Consider the following 19,861-nt stretch of genomic DNA (forward strand, 5'->3'; position numbering starts at 1 on the left):
AGTCTACGACGTCGTCCGGACCCGGATCAGACAGGCGAACATCGCGTCGGTGCCATGCCGATGCGGCCACAGCTGCAGGAAGGAACCGAGAGCAGCGTCGTCGACCTCGGGCAGCAACGCGGGAACATCGAGCAATTCCAGATCGGGGCGGTCGCCGACCACCTCGTCGATCACGTCGACGGTCTCCCGTCGGTGCGGCGAACAGGTGACGTAGGCGACGACCCCGCCGGGTCGAGTGGCTCGCAAGGCGGAGCCGAGCAGTGCGGTCTGCAGGGGGTGCAGTTGCTCGACCGAGTCGGCCGTCCGTCGCCAACGCGATTCGGGCCGACGCCGGAGTGCGCCGAGCCCGGTGCAGGGAACGTCGGCGATCACCCGGGCGAACCGGCCGGCGTGCCAGCTCGGACGGGTCCCGTCGGCGACGATCACTTCTCGCGGGTCGGTCGCGGGATAGCCACGCAACGCAGTGCGGACCAACCGGGCGCGGTGCGGCGCGACCTCGCTGGCGACGAACGGCGCATCCTGCTGGCGAGCCAGTCCGGCCAGCAGGGCCGACTTGCCGCCCGGCCCAGCGCACAGATCCAGCCAGGGACCATCGGGTGCCTCGGCGCGGGCCAGGGCGAGCGCGACCAGCTGCGATCCCTCGTCCTGGACACCGGCGCGGCCCTCGGCGACGGCGGCCAGTCGAGCCGGATCGCCGGAGATCGTTGCTGCGTAGGGCGAAAACCGCCCCGGTTCGGCACCGGCGCTGATCAGTTCGGCCACCTCGGCCAGCCCCGGCCGGACCACAAGACTCGTCCCGGCCTGCAGGTTGTTGGCGACGAGCGCGGGTTCGACCTGGTCGACCGGAAGCAACTCGGCATAAGCATCGACGATCCACCGTGGATGCGCGGTACGCAGTGCCAGCTCATCCCAGCTGTCGGCGATGTCGGGGCTGTCGGAACTGATCTTGGACACCCAGGCGGCATAGTCGCGCGCTCCGATCTTGCGCAGCACGGCGTTGACCAGACCGGTGACCCGACGCCCGACGGTCGCTGCGGCCAGGTCGACCGTCGCGCCGACCGCGGCGTGATCGGCGACCCGCATCGACAGCAGCTGATGGCTGCCGAGCCGCAGCAGGTCGAGGACAGCCGGTTGCAGGGTCTTGGTCGACCGTCCGGATGCGTGCTCGATGATCACGTCGTAGCTGCCCTGCATCCGGCAGGTGCCGGAGAACAGTTCGGTGGCGAAGGCGGCGTCGCGGGTGGACAGCTCACGCTCGCGCAGCAACGAACCTAGCACCAGGTTGGCGTAGCCGTCGTCGGCGTGCACCTGTCGCAGCGCTTCGAAGGCGAGCAGCCGGGCGGCGTCGGGATGGCGAGGCCGACGTCGCCCGGCCCGCCCCGCCGCCGGGCCGGGCCCTGGTGGAGTCATGCCCCGAGTCGTTCGTCGGTCGCGAACTGCACGCCGCGGGCCCAGTCCGCGGCGCGCATCGGCTTCTTACCCTGGGCCTGGACGTCGCCGAGCAGCAGGCTGCCGTCACCGGTGCCGACCCGGACGCTCTTCTTGGTGACCTCGAGGGTGCCTGGTGCAAGATCATTCCGCTCGTCCGGTGTCCCGGAGTTGATCTTGAAGTGAGCGCCGCGGAAGGTGCTCCACGCGCCGGGTGCCGGGGAGCAGCCGCGGACCATCCGATCGATCGCGACGGCCGCCAGCTGCCAATCGATCCGGGCGTCCTCGACGGTGATCTTGGGCGCCAAGGAAATGCCATCGGTCGGCTGCGGCTGCGGCTGCAGCGAACCGTCCTCGATGCCGTTCAACGTCCTGACCAGCAGGTCCGCACCGGACACGGCGAGCCGCTGCAGCAGATCGCCGGAAGTGTCCTGCGGGCCGATCGCGTCCTCGATGGTGGCATACACCGGTCCGGCATCCAGCTCCTTGACCAGGGAGAAGGTGGCGGCGCCGGTCGTCGCGTCCCCGTTGATGATCGCGTGCTGCACCGGCGCAGCTCCCCGCCAGGCGGGCAGCAGCGAGAAGTGCAGATTGACCCAGCCGTGCCGAGGGATGTTGATCACCCGCTGCGGGATCAGCGCACCGTAGGCGACCACCGGGCAGCAGTCCGGTGCGAGGTCGGTGAGGCGGGCGATGAAATCGGGATCGCGCGGCCGGTCCGGGCGAAGGATCTCCAGGCCGGCCTCGGCGGCCCGGGCGGCGACCGGACTGGGCTGCAGCTTGCGTCCGCGGCCGCTCGGCGCGTCCGGCCGGGTCAGCACTGCCAGCACCTCGTGATCGGATGCGAGCAGCGCGTCCAGGGACGGGACCGCTGCCTCGGGCGTGCCGGCGAAGACGATTCTCACGCGGTGGATTGTACGAGCCGAGCGGCCGGCGGCCGATTCAGCAGAACAGATCCAGTAGCCGACGGCACTTCGGCGGATCCCAGGTCAGCCCACGCGGGATCCCCCACAGCAGATACGACATCGCGCGCAGCACGATCCAGGAACGGGCCCGATCGTCGGGCAGCCCGGCAGCGGCGACGAAGGTCTCGAACGCCCCGAGCACATCGGTCCGGTCCGGCAGTTCGTCCAATCGGTCCCACAGCACCCGGGCGAAGTCGTACTCCGGGTCGCCGCGCAGCAGCACCGGGTCGACAACCAACCAGGGTGCCCGTTCGGCGGCCAGGACCTGATCAGAGTGCAGGTCGCCGTCCACCGCACGCCCGAGCACCGTCTCGGTCGCCCGTTCGGCCGCCAATTCCAGAGCACGGTCCAGTTGAGTGCGCGGCGTCGGACCGTCCAGTGCCGACCAGTCGCGTTCGAACTTCTCGGTGTGCGCTCGGGCGATCGAGGCCGTCGATCGCACCTCGTCCGGCACCGGTACCGCGAGCTCACCGACCAGGCCGGCAATGATCGGGATCGCCACCCCGAGCGGCTCCGACCGCAGCGTCCGGGTGCCGTCCAGTCGCTCCAACAGCATGGCTCGGTCGGCGTGGTCGACGTCGAACAGCCGTACCGTGCCGCGGCCGTCCCAGATCCGCAGCGCTGCCGCCTCGCCGGCGACGTCGTCGCCCGGCGGCGCCAACCGAAGCACCAGCCGTTGATCATGTCGGCGGACCGGTACCGCCAGGGCGTTGGAGCCGTGCATCACCGGCCCGTCACGATCAAGATCCCACCGTCGGCATTGCGCCGACACCAGGTCCGGCAGTGCGTCCAGCCAGTCCCGCCCGGCCACATCGTGCCACCAGCGAGGCATCTCCCGGAACGACTCCGGCACCGTGATCAGCGTGGACGGCCGGCCGGGCTCGGGATTCGGCACACCGCAGACACAACCATCCCTCGTTGCGGCCTGCAACCAGGATTCTCCCGTCCCGGGAATGTCAGGACAGGTCGTCCTCGATCGTCCGGGCGGCCCGGATCAGTCGGGCCTCTGCCCCGTGCGCTGCGACGAGCTGGGCCCCGATCGGAAGGCTCGGACCGTGCACCGGTATCGAGATCGCGGGATGTTCGCTGAGATTGAAGGCGTAGCTGAACCAGGCCCAGTCCAGATAGTCGGCCGGCTCCTCGTTGACACTGTCCGGGCCGTCCTGGCCGACGGGGAACGCCGTCACCGCGCAGCTCGGGGTCAGGATCAGGTCGTACGGTGCGAGGAAGCTGCTGACCTCCGCCTTGTACTCCTGACGCTCCAGATGCGCTGCCGCCAGATCGGCACCGCTGAACGCGCCGGCCGCCTCGATCACCGCGGCCAACCCCGGATCCAGCTCGCTCTGGTCGGCCCCGGACAGGATGGCGGCGAATCCGGTTGTCCAGATGACATGCAGCAGGTCGAACCGATCCCGCGGCGTGTCGTCGCAGAGCTCGACCCGATGGCCGGCGGCGCCGAGACGTTCGGCGGTCAGATCGAGTGCGGCGGTGATCTCCGGCTCGGCCGGCCGGCCACCCCAGGTCGGGCAGTAGGCGATCCGCAGCGGGCTGCTCGCTCGCTCGTCCCGACGCGGTGCGACAGGTCTGTGGTCGCGCAGCATCGACGTGGGATCTCGCGGGTCGGCGGTGGAGATCAGATCCAGCAGCGCGGCGGCGTCGTCGACGCTGCGGGCCAGGGTGCCGTTGGCGACGATGCTGCTCAGTGGCGTCGGAGGGTAGTACGGGATCAGGCCCGGGCCGGGTTTGATCCCGACGACACCGCAGAAGGCCGCTGGAATCCTGACCGAGCCCGCGCCGTCGCCGCCCTGCGCGACCGGCGCGAAGCCAGCCGCGACGGCCGCCGCTGCGCCACCGCTCGACCCGCCGGCTGTGCGGGCCAGGTTGTGCGGGTTGTGCGCCGGGCCGTTGACACGATTGCCCGCAGCGGCCTTCCAGCCGACCTCGGAGGTGGTCGTCTTGCCCATCATCACGCCGCCGGATCCGAGCAGTCGATCGGCCAGCGGCGAGTTCTGTTCCGGGATCCAATCCCGCGTCAGCCGGGATCCCTTGGTGGTCCGGATCCCGGCGGTCGGGACCAGGTCCTTGATCGCGAACGGGATGCCGAGCATCGGCGGCGCATCGTCGGGATTGCGAGCCCATTGTTGCTCGGCGGTCTTCGCGTCCGCCCGGGCCCGGTCGGCCGTCACCGTGACGAAGGCGTTGATGTCGCCGTCCAACCGCTCGATGCGTTGCAGCAGGGCTTCGGTCACCTCCACCGGCGACAGCCGTCGGGTGGCATAGCCGTCGCGGAGCTCGCGCACCGACAGCCAGCAGAGCTCGTCGGCGGCGTCGTCGCTACCGTCCGACCGGCCGGCGATGATCGTCATCGGCCCTCCCGATAACCCGACCCCAGGTCCAGGACCGGGTCGCCGGCGGCCTGATCGGGTGCCTCGATGAGCTGCTCTCCCGATGCCCGTGTCGGCGCTGTTTCGGGCACGCCGATCAAGGTCAGCAGGGAGATGGCGACGCAGATACCGACGTACCACGCCGGCATCAGGTCACTGCCGACGCTGTTGATCAACCAGGTGAGGATGAACGGCGACGACACCGACACGATCACGGCGAGACCGAAGCCCGCGGCAACTCCCGAGTAGCGGACCCGGGTCGGGAACAGCTCGGCCCAGCAGCAGACCAGCGGTCCGGTGTAGCAGCCGAGCGCGATCCCGCCGACCAGCACCTGCAGGAAGGCGGTCAGCACGACCCCGCTGTTCGGGATGATCAGATAGGCGGGGAAGATCGACACCAGCATGGCGACGGCCCCGCCGATCAGCAGCGGCTTGCGCCCCACTCGGTCGGACAGCTGGCCGGCGATCAGGATGGTCACGCAGTAGGCGGCGATCGCCAGACAGTTGGCCAGCAACGCATGATCGGACGGCACATCGAGTTCGGTGCGCAGGAAGGTCGGCGTGTAGACCAGAACGACGTAATAGCAGACGGTCTGACCGAGGGCGATCCCCGCGACCTTCAGCACCCGGCCGCCGTAGCTGGACACCGTCTCGCGCAACGGCGATCGGGAGACGTCGTCGTTGGCAACAATGCTCTGAAAGGCGACGGTCTCCTCCAGCCGGAGTCTGATGTAGAGCCCGATCACACCGAGCGGGAACGCCAGCAGGAAGGCCACCCGCCATCCCCAGGAGTGCAGCTGGGCGTCGGTCAGGATCGAGGTCAGCAGGAATGCCAGCAGCGAACCGGCCAACAGGCCCAGGCCGGTGCTGGCCGGCATGAAGCTGACCAGGAAGCCGCGTCGACGCGCCGGCGCGGACTCCGCGATCAGCGCGGCGCCGCCGGCGTACTCACCTCCGGCCGAGAAGCCCTGGACGATTCGGGCGATGATCAACAGCAGCGGCGCGAGGACCCCGATCGTGGCGTAGCTGGGGATCAGCCCGATGCAGCCCGTCGACACCGACATCAGCAGCAGCACGACGGCCAGCACCCGCTTGCGTCCGATCCGATCGCCGAACCGGGCGAACACGACGCCGCCGATCGGTCGGGTGATCACCGGCAACGCGAACACTCCGAACGTCGCCAACAGGGCCGCCGTCGGGTCCGCGTCGTCGAACAGCACTTCGGAGATCACCACGGCCAGGAAGCCGTACACCCCGTAGTCGAACCACTCGACGAAATTCCCGACGGCTCCGGCGGCCAACGCTCGACGCTGCGGACGTCCGATGGTTGCTGCTGACAAGATCAATAACTCCCGTGAGGTCGACGGACGGACGCATCAATGCTGGTAGAGCGCGAGGCGTCTGGTCGCGGTCGCACTGTGCGCGGCCATCGCTTCGGAATCGGAGATCACCTGCACCGCCCGAGCCAGCTGCGGTGTGGTGTCGCGGGCGATCCGCTGCCAGGTCAGCGGTTTGAGAAAACGACCGACCGACAGTCCGGCACTGTGCTTGGCGCCACCCGCCGTCGGCAGCACGTGGTTGGTGCCGGCCATCCCCTTGTCGGAGTAGGCGACGGTGCTCCACGGTCCGATGAACAGCGACCCGTAGTTCGTCAGATGATCATGGAAGTAGTCGTCGTCCCGGGTCATCAGCTCCAGATGTTCCGGCGCAAGATCATCCATCAGCGCGACCGCGGTCTCGTTGTCGTCGGCGACCGTGACGCTACCGAAGTCGTCCCAGGCCGGTCCGCAGATGTCGGCGGTGGACAGGATCTTGCGTTGCTCATCGATCGCCTCCAGGACCGCCTTGCCCAGCGTCTCCGAGGTGGTGACCAGAGCGGCCGGCGAGTTGACGCCGTGCTCGGCCTGCCCGAGCAGGTCCGCGGCGACGATCTCCGGGTCGGCGGAGTCGTCGGCGATGATCGCGACCTCCGACGGGCCGGCCAACAGGTCGATCGCCGCGGTGCCGAACAGCTGGCGTTTGGCCTCGGCGACGTAGGCGTTGCCGGCGCCGACCAGCATGTCGACCGGTCGCGCATCGATCAGGCCGAACGCCATCGCCGCCAGCGCCTGAACCCCGCCGAGCACGAAGACCCGATCGGCCCCGGAGACGTGAGCGGCGTAGACGACGGCCGGGTTGGCCTTGCCGTCCGGCTGCGGCGGCGTACAGCAGATCACGTTCGGCACACCGGCCACCTTGGCAACGCCGACCGTCATGAACGCGCTGGCGGTCAGTGGGAACCGGCCGGCCGGCAGATAGGCGCCCACTCCGCCGACCGGCACGTAGCGGACACCGGTGACCAGGCCGGGTTCGAGCTCGACCTCGAAGTCGGACAACCGGGACCGGGTCTGGGTGGCGAACGCCTGGGTGCGTTCGGCGCCGAGCTCGATGGCCTGCCGAAGGTCGGCGGAGAGCTGGGAGCCGCTGTCGGCGACCTGTTGCGCCGACAGTTCGACGTCGTCGCCGGTCCAGCCGTCGAGATCCTTGGCGTAGTCCAGCACGGCGGCGCGGCCGCGGGACTGGATATCGCCGAGCATCCTGCTCACTGTCTCGATCACCCGGGGGTCGCGTTGCGCCGCGGGCGTGCTGGAGCCCGGCTTGAGGTGGTGGAACGAGCCGGCGAGCGACTCCAGAACGGCGGGCGTGAAACGCATGACGATCCTTCTTCTTGACCGGTGCCGGGCACTGTCCGGCGGCACCCTGGGTGACCCACGGAACGCTAGAGGGATCGAATCAATCGCACAAGCCGTCACAAACCTGAGCGAAGCATCGTGTCATACGATGTCTGCGATGCCTGACGTCGAAAGGAACAGCGATGACCCTGGCCCAGCTGCGGGCATTCCTGGCCGCCTACGAGCTGGGCTCCTTCACGGCCGCTGCCCGCCGCCTGGAGACGACGCAGACCGCGATCTCGGAGCTGATCGCCCGGCTCGAACGCGAGATCGGCATGAGACTGTTCGTCCGGGGCGGTCGCCGGCTGATGCCGACCGCCGCGGCAGACGAGCTGCGCGGACATGCCCAGGCCTCGGTGTCGGCGATCGAGTCCGGGATCGAATCGCTGCACGCGATGTCGGCGCTGCAGGGAGGTGTCTGCACCTTCGGCGTGCTGCGCAATGCCGCCTACTACGACCTGTCCGACCTGGCGCAGCAGTTCCACCAACAGCATCCGAAGGTGAAGATCCGATTGGTCGGTCTCAACTCCGCACTGGTCGCCGAATCCATTGCAGCCGGTGAGATCGAGGCCGGGCTGATCGTGCTGCCGGTGCCCGAGGTGCAGCTGCTGGTCAAGCCGCTGTTCCGGGACGAGGTGCTCTACGCCTCCGCGGTCCGCGATCCGGCAGCCGGGCCGATCACGCTGGAGGAGATGGCGGACAACCGGATCACGCTCTACGACGCCTACGCCGGCTGGAAGGACCCGACCCGGCGCCAGCTCCTGGAACGCTCCCGGGTCAAGGGATTGGCGATCGATCCGGTGATCGAGGTCGAACACGTCGAGACCGCATTGAACCTGGTCGCCGCCGGCGCCGCGGACACGATGGTCAGTCGGACGATCGCCGAGGGACCGAACTTCCCGTCCGGCATCCGTACGGTCTCTTTCGCCGAACCCTTCTACGACACCATCGCCCTGGTCCAGCGCAAGTCGGTGCAACTGTCCCCCGCCACCCGCCGATTCGCCGAGCTCGCCGAACAGACGCTGCTGCAGCAGGTCGCGAACAGGAGTACTCCCGAGGAACGACTCGGGGATCAGCCGATCGACACCGGATCGACCTGAACGCGCAACGCCCCCTCAGCCTTCTTGGCCGACCGGGTCGCCGTGACCGCCTTGACGGCGGCGACCAGGTCGTTGCCGATCGCCAGCGGCGCCCGGAGCGTGAGCCGGCTGACGATCACGTCACCGGCCGCACTGGGGCCGAGTTCGACCGGTCCGAGGATCTCGGTCGGGTCGGGCGCCTTCAGCAGTTGGCCGAATTCGGTGAGCGCCGCGGACCGGCCGTCCACGGTGATCAACTTCACGGCGGGAGGAAAATGGGCCTCGGCACGATCGGCCAGCTCGCGGGACGCGTAGCCGGCCGGGTCCAGCCGCACCAGCGCCTGCAGCGTGTGTCCACCACTGTCCCCGACCGCGATCACCGAGCCACCCTGCTCGCCCGGCCGAACCAGCGCGACGGCGTTCAACCAACGCCGGAGAGCCTCCTCACCGGCTCGCAGATCCGCACGCAGCAACGGAAGTTGCGCATCCAGCAGGACGGCGGCGGCGTACCCGTGGTCGGCGGCCGGCTCGGCGCCGGGGGTCGCGACCACCAACGCCGGCGTCTCCGGGACCTGGTCCAGCACCCGTCCGCCCATCGACTGCCGGACGGTCGTCGACGGGAATGCCCGCCCGAGCTCCTCGGCGGTCCTGCCGGCACCGACCACCGGTGATCGCCACCGGCGTGAGCCGCAGTTCGGGCATGCCCAGTCGGGCAGGAACCTGCCGCACCATCGGCAGGACAGCAGGATGTCCGGAAGATCCCGATGATCACCGAGGCCGGCCAGTTGATCATCGTCGTCGGGTACATCGGTGATCATGGTCGGCAGCTGGAGTTGATCTTGTTCCGCGGCATCGGTCGAGCGCGACTCCGGGGCGGGTCGCCGGCCTCGCTCCGAGCGTCGGGTGGCCCGGGTCGGTCCGTGGCAGTGTGTGCAGCGGACGGGTTCGCGACATTCCTGGCAGGTCAGGCTGACCAGATAGCCGGACCGCGGCACCTGGACCAGCACCGGGCCGGCGGCGAGACCGGCCCGGATCACGTCGAACACATCGTGCGGCAGCCGAGCGGCGAAGGCGGCCGGGTCGCGGTCCAGGGCCCGGTCGGTGTCGGCGGCGATCCTGATCCGCGGCGCGGTCCGGCGCACGGCGACCCGTTCGGCAGACAACGTCTTCAGCCAGCCGCGGTCGATCATCCGCTGCACCTCGCAGCTGCGGCTGTAGGCGGCGAACAGGACCGCGCAGCCGGCGTCGGCGGCCCTGATCGCGAGCACCTCGCGGGCCTGCGGATATGGCGCTCGCTGTTCGGCGAGCAGATCGTCGCCGTCGTCGTACAACGCAACGAGGCCGAGGTCACGGACCGGTGCGAACGCCGCTGCCCGGGTCCCGATCACCACCGACACGTCGCCGCGCAACGCGGCCAGGAAGGCGCGATAGCGGGCCGCCGGACCGAGGTCGGCGGTCAGGGCGACGAAACCCTGCTCACCCAGCACCCGTTCGCAGGCCGACCGCAGGAGTTGCAGATCGCGGACGTCGGGCACGATCAGCAGGCTGCCTCGACCACCGGACACGGTTGCTGCAGCAGCGAGTGCCATCCCGTGGGCCCAGTCCCCCGCCGGATCGGCCGACGGGATCAGCTGCCAGGCGGCACGCGGGCTGTCTCCGCGGCGCAGCGCGGCCAGGAAGTCGCTGCCGGTGGGATAGCGGGCGAAAGGTCCGTCGACCTGCTCCGGTGGCGGCGGGTTGCGTTCGACCCGGGTGGCCTTCTCGGTCGCCGCGTGCCGGGGCGGGACCGCCAGCCGCAACACGTCGGCGTAACTGCCGGCGTAGTGGTCGGCGACCTGCCGGACCAGCCGGTCGACTTCGGGGGTCAGCACCGGTTCGGCCGACACCACCTTGTACAGCGGCGCCAGCGTGCCGGGATGGTCGGTGTCGGCGGCCCGTTCGAGGACGAACCCGTCCCGCAGTTTGCCGGCGAACCGGACCCGGACCCGCGCACCGGGCACCGCCTCGGCGTCCTGTGCCGGTGTCACCGCGTAGTCGAAGGGCCGGTCAAGATGGGCCAGCGAGACGTCAACCACGACCCGCGCTACCGGCAGCTCCGGCTGTTCGGGTTCGGAAGGCACCAGCAAACATTCTCATACCGGACCGTTCCTGATCATGCACGGTCCTGCTGTTCGATCCGGCCCGCAATGCACCGCGCCCTCCGACAGGCTCAGGGGCTTGTCGAAGGGCGCGGCAGCAGGACCGGCGAGTGCGAGAGGTCAGCCCTTGACGGCCTGGGCCAGGGCGTCGGCGCGATCGGTGGTCTCCCAGCTCAGGTCGGGCAGCTCACGGCCGAAGTGTCCGTACGCCGCCGTGGTGGCGAAGATCGGCCGCTTCAGCTTGAGGTCTTGGACCAGGGCACCCGGGCGGAGGTCGAAGACCTCCAGGACAGCCTTCTGGATCTGCTCGGTCGGGACCTTCTCGGTGCCGAAGGTGTCGACGTAGAAGCCGACCGGGTGTGCCTTGCCGATGGCGTAGGCGACCTGGCATTCGCAGCGATCGGCCAGCCCGGCCTTGACCACGTTCTTGGCGACCCAACGCATCGCGTACGCGGCGGACCGGTCGACCTTCGACGGATCCTTGCCGGAGAAGGCGCCGCCACCGTGACGGGCCATGCCGCCGTAGGTGTCGACGATGATCTTGCGACCGGTCAGGCCGGCGTCGCCCATCGGGCCGCCGATCTCGAAGCGGCCGGTCGGGTTGACCAGCAGCCGGTAGTCGGAGGAGTCGATGTCGTACTTCTCCACGATCGGGGCGACCACGTGCTTGCGGACGTCGGGTGCGAGCAGCGCGTCCAGGTCGACGTCGGCGGCGTGCTGGCTGGAGACCACCACGGTGTCCAGCCGGACCGGCTTGTCACCGTCGTACTCGATGGTCACCTGGGTCTTGCCGTCCGGCCGCAGGTAGGCCATCTCGCCCTCCTTGCGGGCGAAGCTGAGCTGTTCGGCCAGCCGGTGCGCCAGGTCGATCGGCAGCGGCATCAGCGACGGGGTCTCCGAGCAGGCGTAGCCGAACATCAGGCCCTGGTCGCCCGCGCCCTGGAAGTCGAACTCGTCCTTGGACTCCCCGGAACGGGTCTCGAACGCCTTGTCCACGCCCTGGGCGATGTCCGGCGACTGGGCGCCGATCGCGACTTGCACGCCACAGGATGCGCCGTCGAAGCCCTTGGTCGAGGAGTCGTAGCCGATGTTCAGGATCCGGCTGCGGACGATCTTGGGGATCTCCACGTACGCCTTGGTGGTGACCTCACCGGCGACCACCACCAGACCGGTGGTGACCAGCGTCTCCACCGCCACCCGGCTGTCCGGATCGTCGGTCAGCAGCGCGTCCAGGATCGAGTCACTGATCTGATCGCAAATCTTGTCCGGGTGGCCTTCGGTGACCGACTCCGAGGTGAACAGGCGCTTGGCCATCGCAGATATGCCTCTCGTGCTGTTGCGTCGTCTTCGCCGGCGTCTCGCAACGCCGGATGGGCAGACCTTACCGTCCGGAGCGGATCTGCAGTACCTCATCCAGGATGTGGTGGGCCAGCGTGTCCTTGGAACCGGCGAGGGCGTCCGGAGCCGGCGCATCCTCCGACGGTGTCCGGAGCAACCGGATCTCCGAATCGGCCTGACCGAAGACTCGGCCCCGACCGACAGCGTTCAGCACCAACAGGTCGCAGCCCTTACGGGCCAGCTTGGCCCGACCGAGGTCGACCAACTGTTCGGGCGTGTCGGCGGTCTCGGCGGCGAATCCGACCAGCACCTGGGACCGGTCGGTCCGGTCGGCGACCAGGCCGGCCAGGATGTCGGGGTTCTGCACCAGGCTGAGTTCGAGCCGTTGGTTCGGATCGGACTTCTTGATCTTGCCGGATTGGGCCTGTGCGGGCCGGAAGTCGGCGGGTGCGGCGGCCATCACGACGACGTCGGCGGCCTTGCCGGCCGCTGTCACCGCAGCCTGCAGCTCCAGGGTGCTGCCGACCGGGATGGTCCGCACCCCTGCGGGAGACGGCAGGTCGACGTTGGCTGCGATCAGGTCGACGCCGGCTCCGCGCAGCACGGCTGCCCGGGCGATCGCCTGACCCATCAGGCCGGAGGAGGCGTTACCGACGAAGCGGACCGGATCGATCTGTTCCCGGGTGCCGCCGGCGCTGACCACCAGCTGCAGCCCGGCCAAGTCGCGGGCGGCGGCAGCGACCGCCAGCTCGGGACGCTGCAGCACGGTCCGCACGATCCGGGCCAACTCGGCCGGATCGGGCAGCCGGCCCGGGCCGGTGTCGGCGCCGGTCAGGCGACCGGAGTCGGGGTCGATCACGACGGCGCCGCGGGCACGCAGGGTGGCGACGTTGGCCTGGGTCGCCGGGTGCAGCCACATCTCGGTATGCATCGCCGGGGCGAAGATCACCGGGCAGGTGGCGGTCAGCAGGCAGCTGGTCAGCAGGTCGTCGGCCCGGCCGGTGGCGGCCCGGGACAACAGATCGGCAGTGGCCGGTGCGACCACGATCAGGTCGGCCTGCCGGCCGAGTGCGACGTGCGGCACCGACTCCACGTCGGTGAAGACGTCGGTCTGCACCGGGTGGCCGGACAGCGCCGCCCAGGTGGGTGCGCCGACGAATTCGAGTGCGGCCGCGGTCGGGACGACGGTCAGGTCGTGTCCCGCCCCGTACGGCTGGTCGGCGTCGGCCTGCGGCTCCTTGAGCCGGCGGAGCAGTTCGGCCGCCTTGTAGGCGGCGATGCCGCCGGCGACGCCGAGCAGGATGCGACTCATGGACGACTCTCCTCGACGACGCGGCGGCAGTGCTGGGACTGGTTCGGTGTCAGCGCTCGGTTCGGGTTCAGGCGCTCGGTTCGGTGTCGTCGAAGGACGGCGTCGGCACGTCCTGCACCGGTGCGATGCCGGGCTGCCCGTCGATGCCGGTGCTCTCGCCCTCGGCACCTTCGACGCACTGCAGCACGCCGGCGTTGACCTCACGCAGCGCGATCGACAACGGCTTCTCCTGCACGCCGGTCTCCACCAGCGGGCCGACATGCTCCAGCAGGCCTTCGCCGAGCTGGGAGTAGTAGGCGTTGATCTGCCGGGCCCGCTTGGCGGCGAACAGCACCAGCCGGTACTTGGAGTCGGCCTGGGTCAGCAGCTCGTCGATCGGCGGATTGTTGATGCCCTGGAAAGCGGTCTGGTTCTCGGTCAAGATGCCCCTTCGAACGGATGGTGGGCGGTAGTGGTGCGATGCTCGTACGTCGTGCGCTGCGCCGGACTCAGGCGAGCTGAACTCAGCTGTTCCGTGGCGGGCACAGGTCACAGACCGAGCAAGTCTACCAAGTCTTGCACCGCTTGCTCGACATCGCGGTTGACGATGGTGGCGTCGAATTCGTCCTGGGCCGCCATTTCGTCCCGCGCGGTCTGCAATCGGCGTTCCCGTTCGGCCGGATCCTCGGTGCCGCGGACGGCCTGGCGGCGCAGCAGCTCTTCCCAGGTCGGCGGCGCCAGGAAGACGAAGTGTGCATCCGGCCAGGTCTGTCGGACCTGGCGGGCGCCCTGCAACTCGATCTCCAGGATCGCCGGCCGATCGGCGGCCAAGGCGTCGAGAACGGGTTGCCGCGGGGTGCCGTAACGATGCTTGCCGTGGACGACGGCCCACTCCAGCAGCGCGTCGGTGGCGATCAGCTCGTCGAATTCGGCGTCACTGAGGAACAGGTAGTGCACGCCATGCTGCTCCCCCGGTCTGGGGGCCCGGGTGGTGGCCGACACCGACACCCAGACCTGCGGGTGGTCGGTCCGGAGCCGATTGACCACCGTCCCCTTGCCGACCGCGGTCGGTCCGCTCAGCACGGTCAGTCGACGGTGGGCGGTCGGCTGGCTGGCTGGCACGCCTCAGCCGCCGAACTCGGCGATCAGACCGTCGACCTGGTGCCGTCCGAGACCGCGGAGTCGGCGGTTCGGGGCGATCTTCAGCCGCTCCATCACCTTGGTCGCCCGGACCTCGCCGACCCGGGGCTGGGACTTCAGCACGTCGATCACCTTGGTGTGGGCGACGATCTCGTCGGAATCGGCCAACTCCAGGACGGCCGCGATCGAGAGTTCGCCGGACCGCAGCGACTGCTTCACCTCCGCGCGGCGCCGTCTCGCTTGGGTCGCGGCATCGCGGGCCTGCTGCCGCTGCTCTTCGCTCAGCCGTGGGATCGGCACAACAACTCCATCGACAACGCCTACGTCTCCTTCAGCTCACCGGCGGCCCGACACGCGTCAGCCGACGGGCGCCGACGCTGGTCCCCGGTCACTGACTGCTGTGCTGGAAAACCTACCCTGACCGGTGGCCACCCGTGCGGCGGACCCTACGGTCGGGCCGCGACGACGGCTTCACCGTCGGCCCAGCGGGCGATCAGTCGTTCCGAACCACCGATCTGCGCCGACGCGACGCGCGCGATCAGCACCGGTCGACCGTCCGGATCGGCGACCTCGACAACCCCGTCGGATCGGTCGGCCTCGGCTGCGGACCCATTGCCGGTCACCCGGCTGATCCGTACGGTCGGCTCCCGCCGGTCGACGATCCGGTCGCCCTCCCAGATCTCCATCACGGCCTGCTCCTGGTCGCCGGCCAGGGCGCGGCTGAAGCAACCGGCAGCCACCGGATCGCCGGCGGCGTCGTACACCCACCGTCGTCCCAGCACCGAATGCTCGACGGTCGCGATCAGCTGATCATCGGCGCCGTCCAGCGGACCGGGCCGGTAGGTCAACACCGCCTGCAGGACCCGATCACCGCGGCGCAGCACCATCGCCTCGACGCCGACCTCGCCCTCGGGATCGTCGAACCGGTAGCTGCCCAGCATCTCCGACGGCCCGGCACCAGCCCAGGACTGACGATCCAACCAGGCGTCAACCACCTCGGGCTTGGACGGCGTGATGGTCGCGTTGTAGATGATCGCCATGACCGCAGCTTAAGACGCGCGGTCGACGTCCTTCGACCCCGCTCAGTGATCCGCGGCGATCGTGGAACTCGGTCGGGGCCTCCCCGAGTCGGCACCTCGGGACGGTTGCCGCAACCGCTCACCTCATCGAGGCGGACCCGACGATCTGAGGATTCCCGGATCGACCTCAACACCCAAGATCACCAACGCTGGGTCGTAACGGCGCTGGATCGCGGACCGGTCGATTGTCGGGGGCCCGGTCGCCGGCAGCGGCCCAGTCCAGCAGGTCACCACCTCGGCCACACACAGCGCGAAAAGTGGCCGAGTGTCCGAAGTTCCCAGCCTCCGCGCCAGCGCGGAACCTCGGACAGCCGAGCGCTCGGACGTCGGTCGGCGTGTCAGGTGAGATCGGTTTGCACGGGACGGTCGACGGCCGGCCCCGCACCCGGGAGAGGTCCGGCGTCGCGAACCCGTGACGATCTGGAGTGCGAGAGCGATCGGCTCCGGTCCGGCTCTACTTGGTCGGCACAGGTCCTCCGCACCGACGAGGGACCGCTCCCATCCCAACTCTCGCCCTTGAGCTGCCCACTGGTGGACGACTGTCAACTTGCCGTTCGTTGCCCGCCGCCGGCAAGCGGTCCGTGGCCGGGCTGCCTGTCCGGGCAGGCTCGTCCGGCCCACCCAGCAGTCGAGTGAGCGGCGGGCCGCCATGTCGCCGACGTCGCTTCCCGGACACCTCGCGGGCGATCGCGACCAGGCTTGCGATGGCAGTGGTGATCTGCTCATAATCTGCGCATGAATGCAGATAGCGAGGCATGTGGTCGGCTGCCTGACAGCCAGTACGTCGAGCTGGCGGTCGAGGTATTCGGCATGCTGGCCGACGCCACCCGCGTTCGGATCATCCTCGCGCTGCGCGAGCACGGCGAGTTGTCGGTCAACCTGCTGGCCGATCTGGTGGATAAGGCTCCGCCGGCGGTCTCGCAGCATCTGGCCAAGCTCCGGCTGGCACGGATCGTCACGACACGCCAGGACGGAACCCGCGTGTTCTATCAGCTGGCCGATGAGCACGCCGGCCAGCTCGTGACGGCCGCGATCTTCCAGGCCGAGCACTCCCTCGGCGGCACACCGCGCCACCATCACCCCCAAGACGAGGCCGAGTAGTGAGCAACCGACCCACCCATCAGCACGACCCTGCCGATCAGCACGGGCATGACCACGACCACGGGCATGAGCATCCGACGGGGATCAAGGGCTTCTTCTACGGTCTGTTCGTGCCGCACAGCCACGATGCCGCCGATTCCGTTGACGACGCCCTGGAGGCCAGCCAGGCCGGTGTCTGGGCGGTGAAGATCAGCCTGGTCGGCCTCGGCATCACCGCCGCCCTGCAGATCGTCGTCGTGCTGATCAGTGGGTCGGTGGCCCTTCTTGCCGACACCATCCACAACTTCTCCGATGCGCTGACCGCGGTCCCGCTGTGGGTTGCGTTCGTGTTCGGTCGCCGCAAGCCGACCCGCCGCTACACCTACGGCTACGGCAGGATCGAAGATCTCGCCGGGCTGTTCATCGTCGCCATGATCACCCTGTCGGCGATCTTGGCCGGCTACGAATCGATCCGCCGGATCGCCCACCCGCAATCCCTGGAGAACCTGGGCTGGGTGCTGGCCGCCGGGTTGATCGGCTTCGCCGGCAACGAGCTCGTCGCGGTCTACCGGATCCGCATCGGCCGCCGGATCGGATCCGCCGCCCTCGTCGCCGACGGTGTCCATGCCCGTACCGACGGCTTCACCTCATTGGCAGTCGTCCTCGGCGTCATCGGCGTCTGGCTCGGCTTCCCGCTGGCAGACCCGATCATCGGTCTCCTGATCAGCATCGCGATCTTCGTGCTGTTGATCGGCACCGCCCGCGATATTGGCCGCCGCCTACTCGACGGCGTCGATCCGAACCTGGTGACGAAGGCAGAAACCACCCTGGCGCAACTCCCGGGCGCGATCGCGGTCCCCGACGTGCGGATGCGGTGGAACGGCCACCGACTGACTGTCGAAGCAACAGTCGCGACCCAACCAGAGATGTCGATCGATCAGTTCCACGTGCTCGAACACCAAGCCGACCACGCCATTCGCAAAGCTCTCCCCAGCATCGGGACGGTTCGACTCACCCCGACGAGTCACACCGGCGCACCGGAGCCAGCCCACTAGCGGATTCCTGCCCGGTGTCCGATGCCCCGCCCGGCTCCGACGCTCGCGAGAGGGCGACCGACGGACGCGTTCACGCGGTTCGCATCCTCCTGCTTCCGGTGGGCACCGAAAGAGTACGAGGCTGCGAACGGCCGCGGACGGCGAACGACGAACCGATCCCGTAGGCAACGCAACCACGCGAGGTGGACCTCAGCCCCGAAGCGATTCCTGGGTCGCGTCGACGGCGGCGCGGATGGCGTCGGGATCCGGACCGGCGGCCAGGATGCCGCGACTGCTGGACGGCAGGACGTGCGGATAGGCGGAGCCGAAGACGTCGCGAATGCCATCGGAGGTGCCGCCCTGGGCGCCGAAGCCGGGTGCCAGGATGCTGCCACCGAGGTTGTCGAGGTCGAGTCCGTGGTCGGCGGGCACGGTCGCGCCGAACACGACACCGACGTTGCCCCACTGTCCGGCGGCGACCGCATCGGCATTGCAGCGGCCGGCGAAGTCGATCATGGACTGGCTGATCGTCACGCCGTCCGCGGTACGGGCCCGCTGCACCGAGGCACCTTCGGGATTGCTGGTCGCCGCCAGGATGTAGACCCCGCGGCCGGTCTGTTCTGCCAGGGTGATCGATCCGTCCAATGAACCGGCCCCCAGGTACGGGCTGAGGGTGACGGCATCGGCAGCCAGCGAGGACCCGTCGGCCAGGTAGGCCTGGGCATAGGCGTCCATGGTGGAGCCGATGTCGCCGCGTTTGATGTCCAGCAGGGTCAACAGTCCGGCGTCCCTGGCATCGGCCAGCAGCAACTCCAGCACCGCGACGCCGGCCGATCCGTAGGCTTCGAAGAAGGCCGACTGCGGTTTGACGATCGCGACCCGGCCGGCGACGGCCTCGATCATGCCGCGGGCGCAGCGCTCCAGACCGGAGGCGTCGTGCGGCAGGTCCCAGGTGTCCAACACTCCGGGGTGCGGGTCGATCCCGACACAGAGTTGGCCGTACTTGTCGACCGCGGTACGCAGCCGCTCGCCGTAACCGGCGCTGTCCTGCTGGGTCATCGGGAGACCTCCTGGTTGAACCGGACCTGATGGTTGATCCGGTCGATGAGCCCGGGTCCACGATAGATGAAACCGGTGAGGATCTGGAGCAGCTGCGCGCCGGCGTCGAGCAGTGCCTGGGCATCGTCGACGGAGTCGATCCCACCGACACCGATGATCGGCAGTTCGGTCCGTTCGGCAAGGTAACCGACGACCTGCCGGGCCCGGCGGGCCAATGGCGCGCCGGACAGCCCGCCGACCTCGGGAGCAAGATCAAGGTCGTGATGATCAAGTCCCTCGCGGGACAGCGTCGTATTGGTCGCGATCAGGCCCTGGATACCCACGTCATCGGCGACCTCGAGCACTTCGTCCAGGGCCGGTTCGGTGAGATCCGGGGCGATCTTGACCAGGATCGGCACGGGGCGGCCGGCGATCGCGGCTTCGTCGGACAGCGTGCTGAGCAGTTCGGTCAATGCGCCACGGTCCTGCAACGACCGCAGCCCGGGCGTGTTCGGGCTGGAGACGTTGACCGCGATGTAGTCGGCGTACGGCGCCAGCACCCGGAACGAGGTCAGATAGTCGGCGACCGCCTTGTGCAGCGGCGTGATCTTGGTCTTGCCGATCGAGATGCCGAGCGGAATGCCTACGGCGCGGTTGCCGCGGCGGACACCGAACCGGGCCAGGGTGTCGGCCAGGGCCTCGGCGCCGCCGTTGTTGAAGCCCATCCGGTTGATCACCGCGGCACTGGCCGGAAGCCGGAACAACCGCGGCTTCGGGTTGCCGGGCTGGGCCTGGGCGGTGACGGTGCCGAGTTCGGCGAAACCGAAGCCCAACGGTCCCCAACTGCGGGCAGCGATGCCGAACTTGTCCATTCCGGCGGCCAGTCCGACGACGCCGTCGAAGTCGATCCCGGCGACCGTCAGCGGTCGGCGGTGGCGGGCCAGCAGAGCCGACATCGCGGCCAGAGCCGGTGGCAGCTTGCCCACCGTCGCCAGCATCCGCAGCGTCGTCTCGTGTGCCCGCTCGGCGTCGCCGTCGCCGATCCGGAACACCGCCGGGCGGATCACCCGCTGGTAGGCCAGATCGGTGACCGTGGCCGTCGGCAGCGGACGGGCCTGGCGTGCGCGGCGTTCGAGCCCGTCGGTCATGGCCCGGC

General features: G+C 69.3%; 18 protein-coding genes. 3 read left to right on the forward strand and 15 right to left on the reverse strand.

Annotated elements, in window-relative coordinates:
* Nucleotides 1-3: 3 nt before the first annotated feature.
* The 6 genes from BLU38_RS29785 to hisD all read right to left on the reverse strand — a co-directional run bounded on the left by BLU38_RS29785 (nt 4) and on the right by hisD (nt 7,470).
* Nucleotides 4-1,410, reverse strand: coding sequence for an RsmB/NOP family class I SAM-dependent RNA methyltransferase (locus BLU38_RS29785; protein ID WP_091530995.1), 1,407 nt, complete (start codon nt 1,408-1,410; stop codon nt 4-6).
* The gene (fmt, locus tag BLU38_RS29790) at nt 1,407-2,333 is read right to left on the reverse strand and encodes a methionyl-tRNA formyltransferase (protein WP_091530999.1); all 927 of its coding nucleotides are present in this window, start codon (nt 2,331-2,333) and stop codon (nt 1,407-1,409) included. The genes BLU38_RS29785 and fmt overlap by 4 nt, the downstream gene beginning before the upstream one ends.
* Nucleotides 2,334-2,370: 37 nt before the next feature.
* On the reverse strand, nt 2,371-3,288 hold the full coding sequence (locus BLU38_RS29795) for an aminoglycoside phosphotransferase family protein (protein ID WP_231920097.1): 918 nt from the start codon (nt 3,286-3,288) through the stop codon (nt 2,371-2,373).
* A 61-nt stretch (nt 3,289-3,349) separates the two neighbouring features.
* Complete coding sequence (locus BLU38_RS29800; protein WP_091531000.1) at nt 3,350-4,759, reverse strand: amidase; 1,410 nt, start codon at nt 4,757-4,759, stop codon at nt 3,350-3,352.
* Nucleotides 4,756-6,117: an MFS transporter gene (locus BLU38_RS29805; protein WP_157683862.1), complete on the reverse strand. Its 1,362-nt coding sequence runs from the start codon at nt 6,115-6,117 to the stop codon at nt 4,756-4,758. Before BLU38_RS29805 ends, BLU38_RS29800 begins: the two co-directional genes overlap by 4 nt.
* A gap of 36 nt (nt 6,118-6,153) precedes the next feature.
* The gene (hisD, locus tag BLU38_RS29810; RefSeq protein WP_091531007.1) at nt 6,154-7,470 is read right to left on the reverse strand and encodes a histidinol dehydrogenase; all 1,317 of its coding nucleotides are present in this window, start codon (nt 7,468-7,470) and stop codon (nt 6,154-6,156) included.
* A gap of 161 nt (nt 7,471-7,631) precedes the next feature.
* On the opposite strand from hisD, the gene BLU38_RS29815 reads away from it, so the two are divergent.
* On the forward strand, nt 7,632-8,588 hold the full coding sequence (locus tag BLU38_RS29815) for a LysR family transcriptional regulator (protein ID WP_091531010.1): 957 nt from the start codon (nt 7,632-7,634) through the stop codon (nt 8,586-8,588).
* Here BLU38_RS29815 and BLU38_RS31955 read toward each other — a convergent pair.
* From BLU38_RS31955 to BLU38_RS29850, 7 genes are all read right to left on the reverse strand, one after another.
* Nucleotides 8,561-10,687: a primosomal protein N' gene (locus BLU38_RS31955; protein WP_157683863.1), complete on the reverse strand. Its 2,127-nt coding sequence runs from the start codon at nt 10,685-10,687 to the stop codon at nt 8,561-8,563. The two genes, BLU38_RS29815 and BLU38_RS31955, sit on opposite strands and share 28 nt — an antisense overlap.
* Nucleotides 10,688-10,825: 138 nt before the next feature.
* On the reverse strand, nt 10,826-12,019 hold the full coding sequence (metK, locus tag BLU38_RS29825; protein WP_091531017.1) for a methionine adenosyltransferase: 1,194 nt from the start codon (nt 12,017-12,019) through the stop codon (nt 10,826-10,828).
* Nucleotides 12,020-12,086: 67 nt separating this feature from the next.
* Entirely contained in the window at nt 12,087-13,355 is a 1,269-nt protein-coding gene (gene coaBC, locus BLU38_RS29830) for a bifunctional phosphopantothenoylcysteine decarboxylase/phosphopantothenate--cysteine ligase CoaBC (RefSeq protein WP_091531020.1), read from the reverse strand.
* A 67-nt stretch (nt 13,356-13,422) separates the two neighbouring features.
* On the reverse strand, nt 13,423-13,776 hold the full coding sequence (gene rpoZ, locus BLU38_RS29835) for a DNA-directed RNA polymerase subunit omega (RefSeq protein WP_091531024.1): 354 nt from the start codon (nt 13,774-13,776) through the stop codon (nt 13,423-13,425).
* Between the two features lie 107 nt (nt 13,777-13,883).
* Nucleotides 13,884-14,456, reverse strand: a complete 573-nt coding sequence (gene gmk / locus BLU38_RS29840) for a guanylate kinase (protein WP_091531027.1) — start codon at nt 14,454-14,456, stop codon at nt 13,884-13,886.
* 3 nt (nt 14,457-14,459) lie between these two features.
* Nucleotides 14,460-14,774 (reverse strand): integration host factor, actinobacterial type, encoded by a 315-nt coding sequence (gene mihF, locus BLU38_RS29845; protein ID WP_091531031.1) that lies wholly within the window; start codon nt 14,772-14,774, stop codon nt 14,460-14,462.
* A gap of 146 nt (nt 14,775-14,920) precedes the next feature.
* Nucleotides 14,921-15,514 carry a maltokinase N-terminal cap-like domain-containing protein gene (locus BLU38_RS29850; RefSeq protein ID WP_091531035.1) on the reverse strand — a complete coding sequence of 198 codons (594 nt, stop codon included), beginning with the start codon at nt 15,512-15,514 and terminating at the stop codon, nt 14,921-14,923.
* A 774-nt stretch (nt 15,515-16,288) separates the two neighbouring features.
* Between BLU38_RS29850 and BLU38_RS29855 the strand changes: the two genes are divergently transcribed.
* Together BLU38_RS29855 and BLU38_RS29860 are read left to right on the forward strand one after the other, a co-directional pair.
* The gene (locus BLU38_RS29855; RefSeq protein WP_091531038.1) at nt 16,289-16,654 is read left to right on the forward strand and encodes an ArsR/SmtB family transcription factor; all 366 of its coding nucleotides are present in this window, start codon (nt 16,289-16,291) and stop codon (nt 16,652-16,654) included.
* Nucleotides 16,654-17,688: a cation diffusion facilitator family transporter gene (locus BLU38_RS29860; RefSeq protein WP_091531041.1), complete on the forward strand. Its 1,035-nt coding sequence runs from the start codon at nt 16,654-16,656 to the stop codon at nt 17,686-17,688. The genes BLU38_RS29855 and BLU38_RS29860 overlap by 1 nt, the downstream gene beginning before the upstream one ends.
* Before the next feature lie 189 nt (nt 17,689-17,877).
* On the opposite strand, the gene pyrF is transcribed toward BLU38_RS29860, so the two are convergent.
* Complete coding sequence (gene pyrF, locus BLU38_RS29865; RefSeq protein ID WP_091531044.1) at nt 17,878-18,726, reverse strand: orotidine-5'-phosphate decarboxylase; 849 nt, start codon at nt 18,724-18,726, stop codon at nt 17,878-17,880.
* Nucleotides 18,723-19,853 (reverse strand): quinone-dependent dihydroorotate dehydrogenase, encoded by a 1,131-nt coding sequence (locus tag BLU38_RS29870; protein ID WP_091531047.1) that lies wholly within the window; start codon nt 19,851-19,853, stop codon nt 18,723-18,725. The genes pyrF and BLU38_RS29870 overlap by 4 nt, the downstream gene beginning before the upstream one ends.
* Nucleotides 19,854-19,861 lie beyond the last annotated feature (8 nt).

This window comes from Microlunatus soli (genome assembly GCF_900105385.1).
Taxonomy (GTDB): Bacteria; Actinomycetota; Actinomycetes; order Propionibacteriales; family Propionibacteriaceae; genus Microlunatus; species Microlunatus soli.

Bases quoted from the DNA above. Each gene is read 5' to 3' on its own strand.
- metK (WP_091531017.1), bottom strand. From the start codon at position 12,019: ATGGCCAAGCGCCTGTTCACCTCGGAGTCGGTCACCGAAGGCCACCCG.
- pyrF (WP_091531044.1), bottom strand. From the start codon at position 18,726: ATGACCCAGCAGGACAGCGCCGGTTACGGCGAGCGGCTGCGTACCGCG.
- BLU38_RS29785 (WP_091530995.1), bottom strand. From the start codon at position 1,410: ATGACTCCACCAGGGCCCGGCCCGGCGGCGGGGCGGGCCGGGCGACGT.
- BLU38_RS29815 (WP_091531010.1), top strand. From the start codon at position 7,632: ATGACCCTGGCCCAGCTGCGGGCATTCCTGGCCGCCTACGAGCTGGGC.
- BLU38_RS29850 (WP_091531035.1), bottom strand. From the start codon at position 15,514: ATGGCGATCATCTACAACGCGACCATCACGCCGTCCAAGCCCGAGGTG.
- BLU38_RS29855 (WP_091531038.1), top strand. From the start codon at position 16,289: ATGAATGCAGATAGCGAGGCATGTGGTCGGCTGCCTGACAGCCAGTAC.
- BLU38_RS29870 (WP_091531047.1), bottom strand. From the start codon at position 19,853: ATGACCGACGGGCTCGAACGCCGCGCACGCCAGGCCCGTCCGCTGCCG.
- coaBC (WP_091531020.1), bottom strand. From the start codon at position 13,355: ATGAGTCGCATCCTGCTCGGCGTCGCCGGCGGCATCGCCGCCTACAAG.
- hisD (WP_091531007.1), bottom strand. From the start codon at position 7,470: ATGCGTTTCACGCCCGCCGTTCTGGAGTCGCTCGCCGGCTCGTTCCAC.
- BLU38_RS29800 (WP_091531000.1), bottom strand. From the start codon at position 4,759: ATGACGATCATCGCCGGCCGGTCGGACGGTAGCGACGACGCCGCCGAC.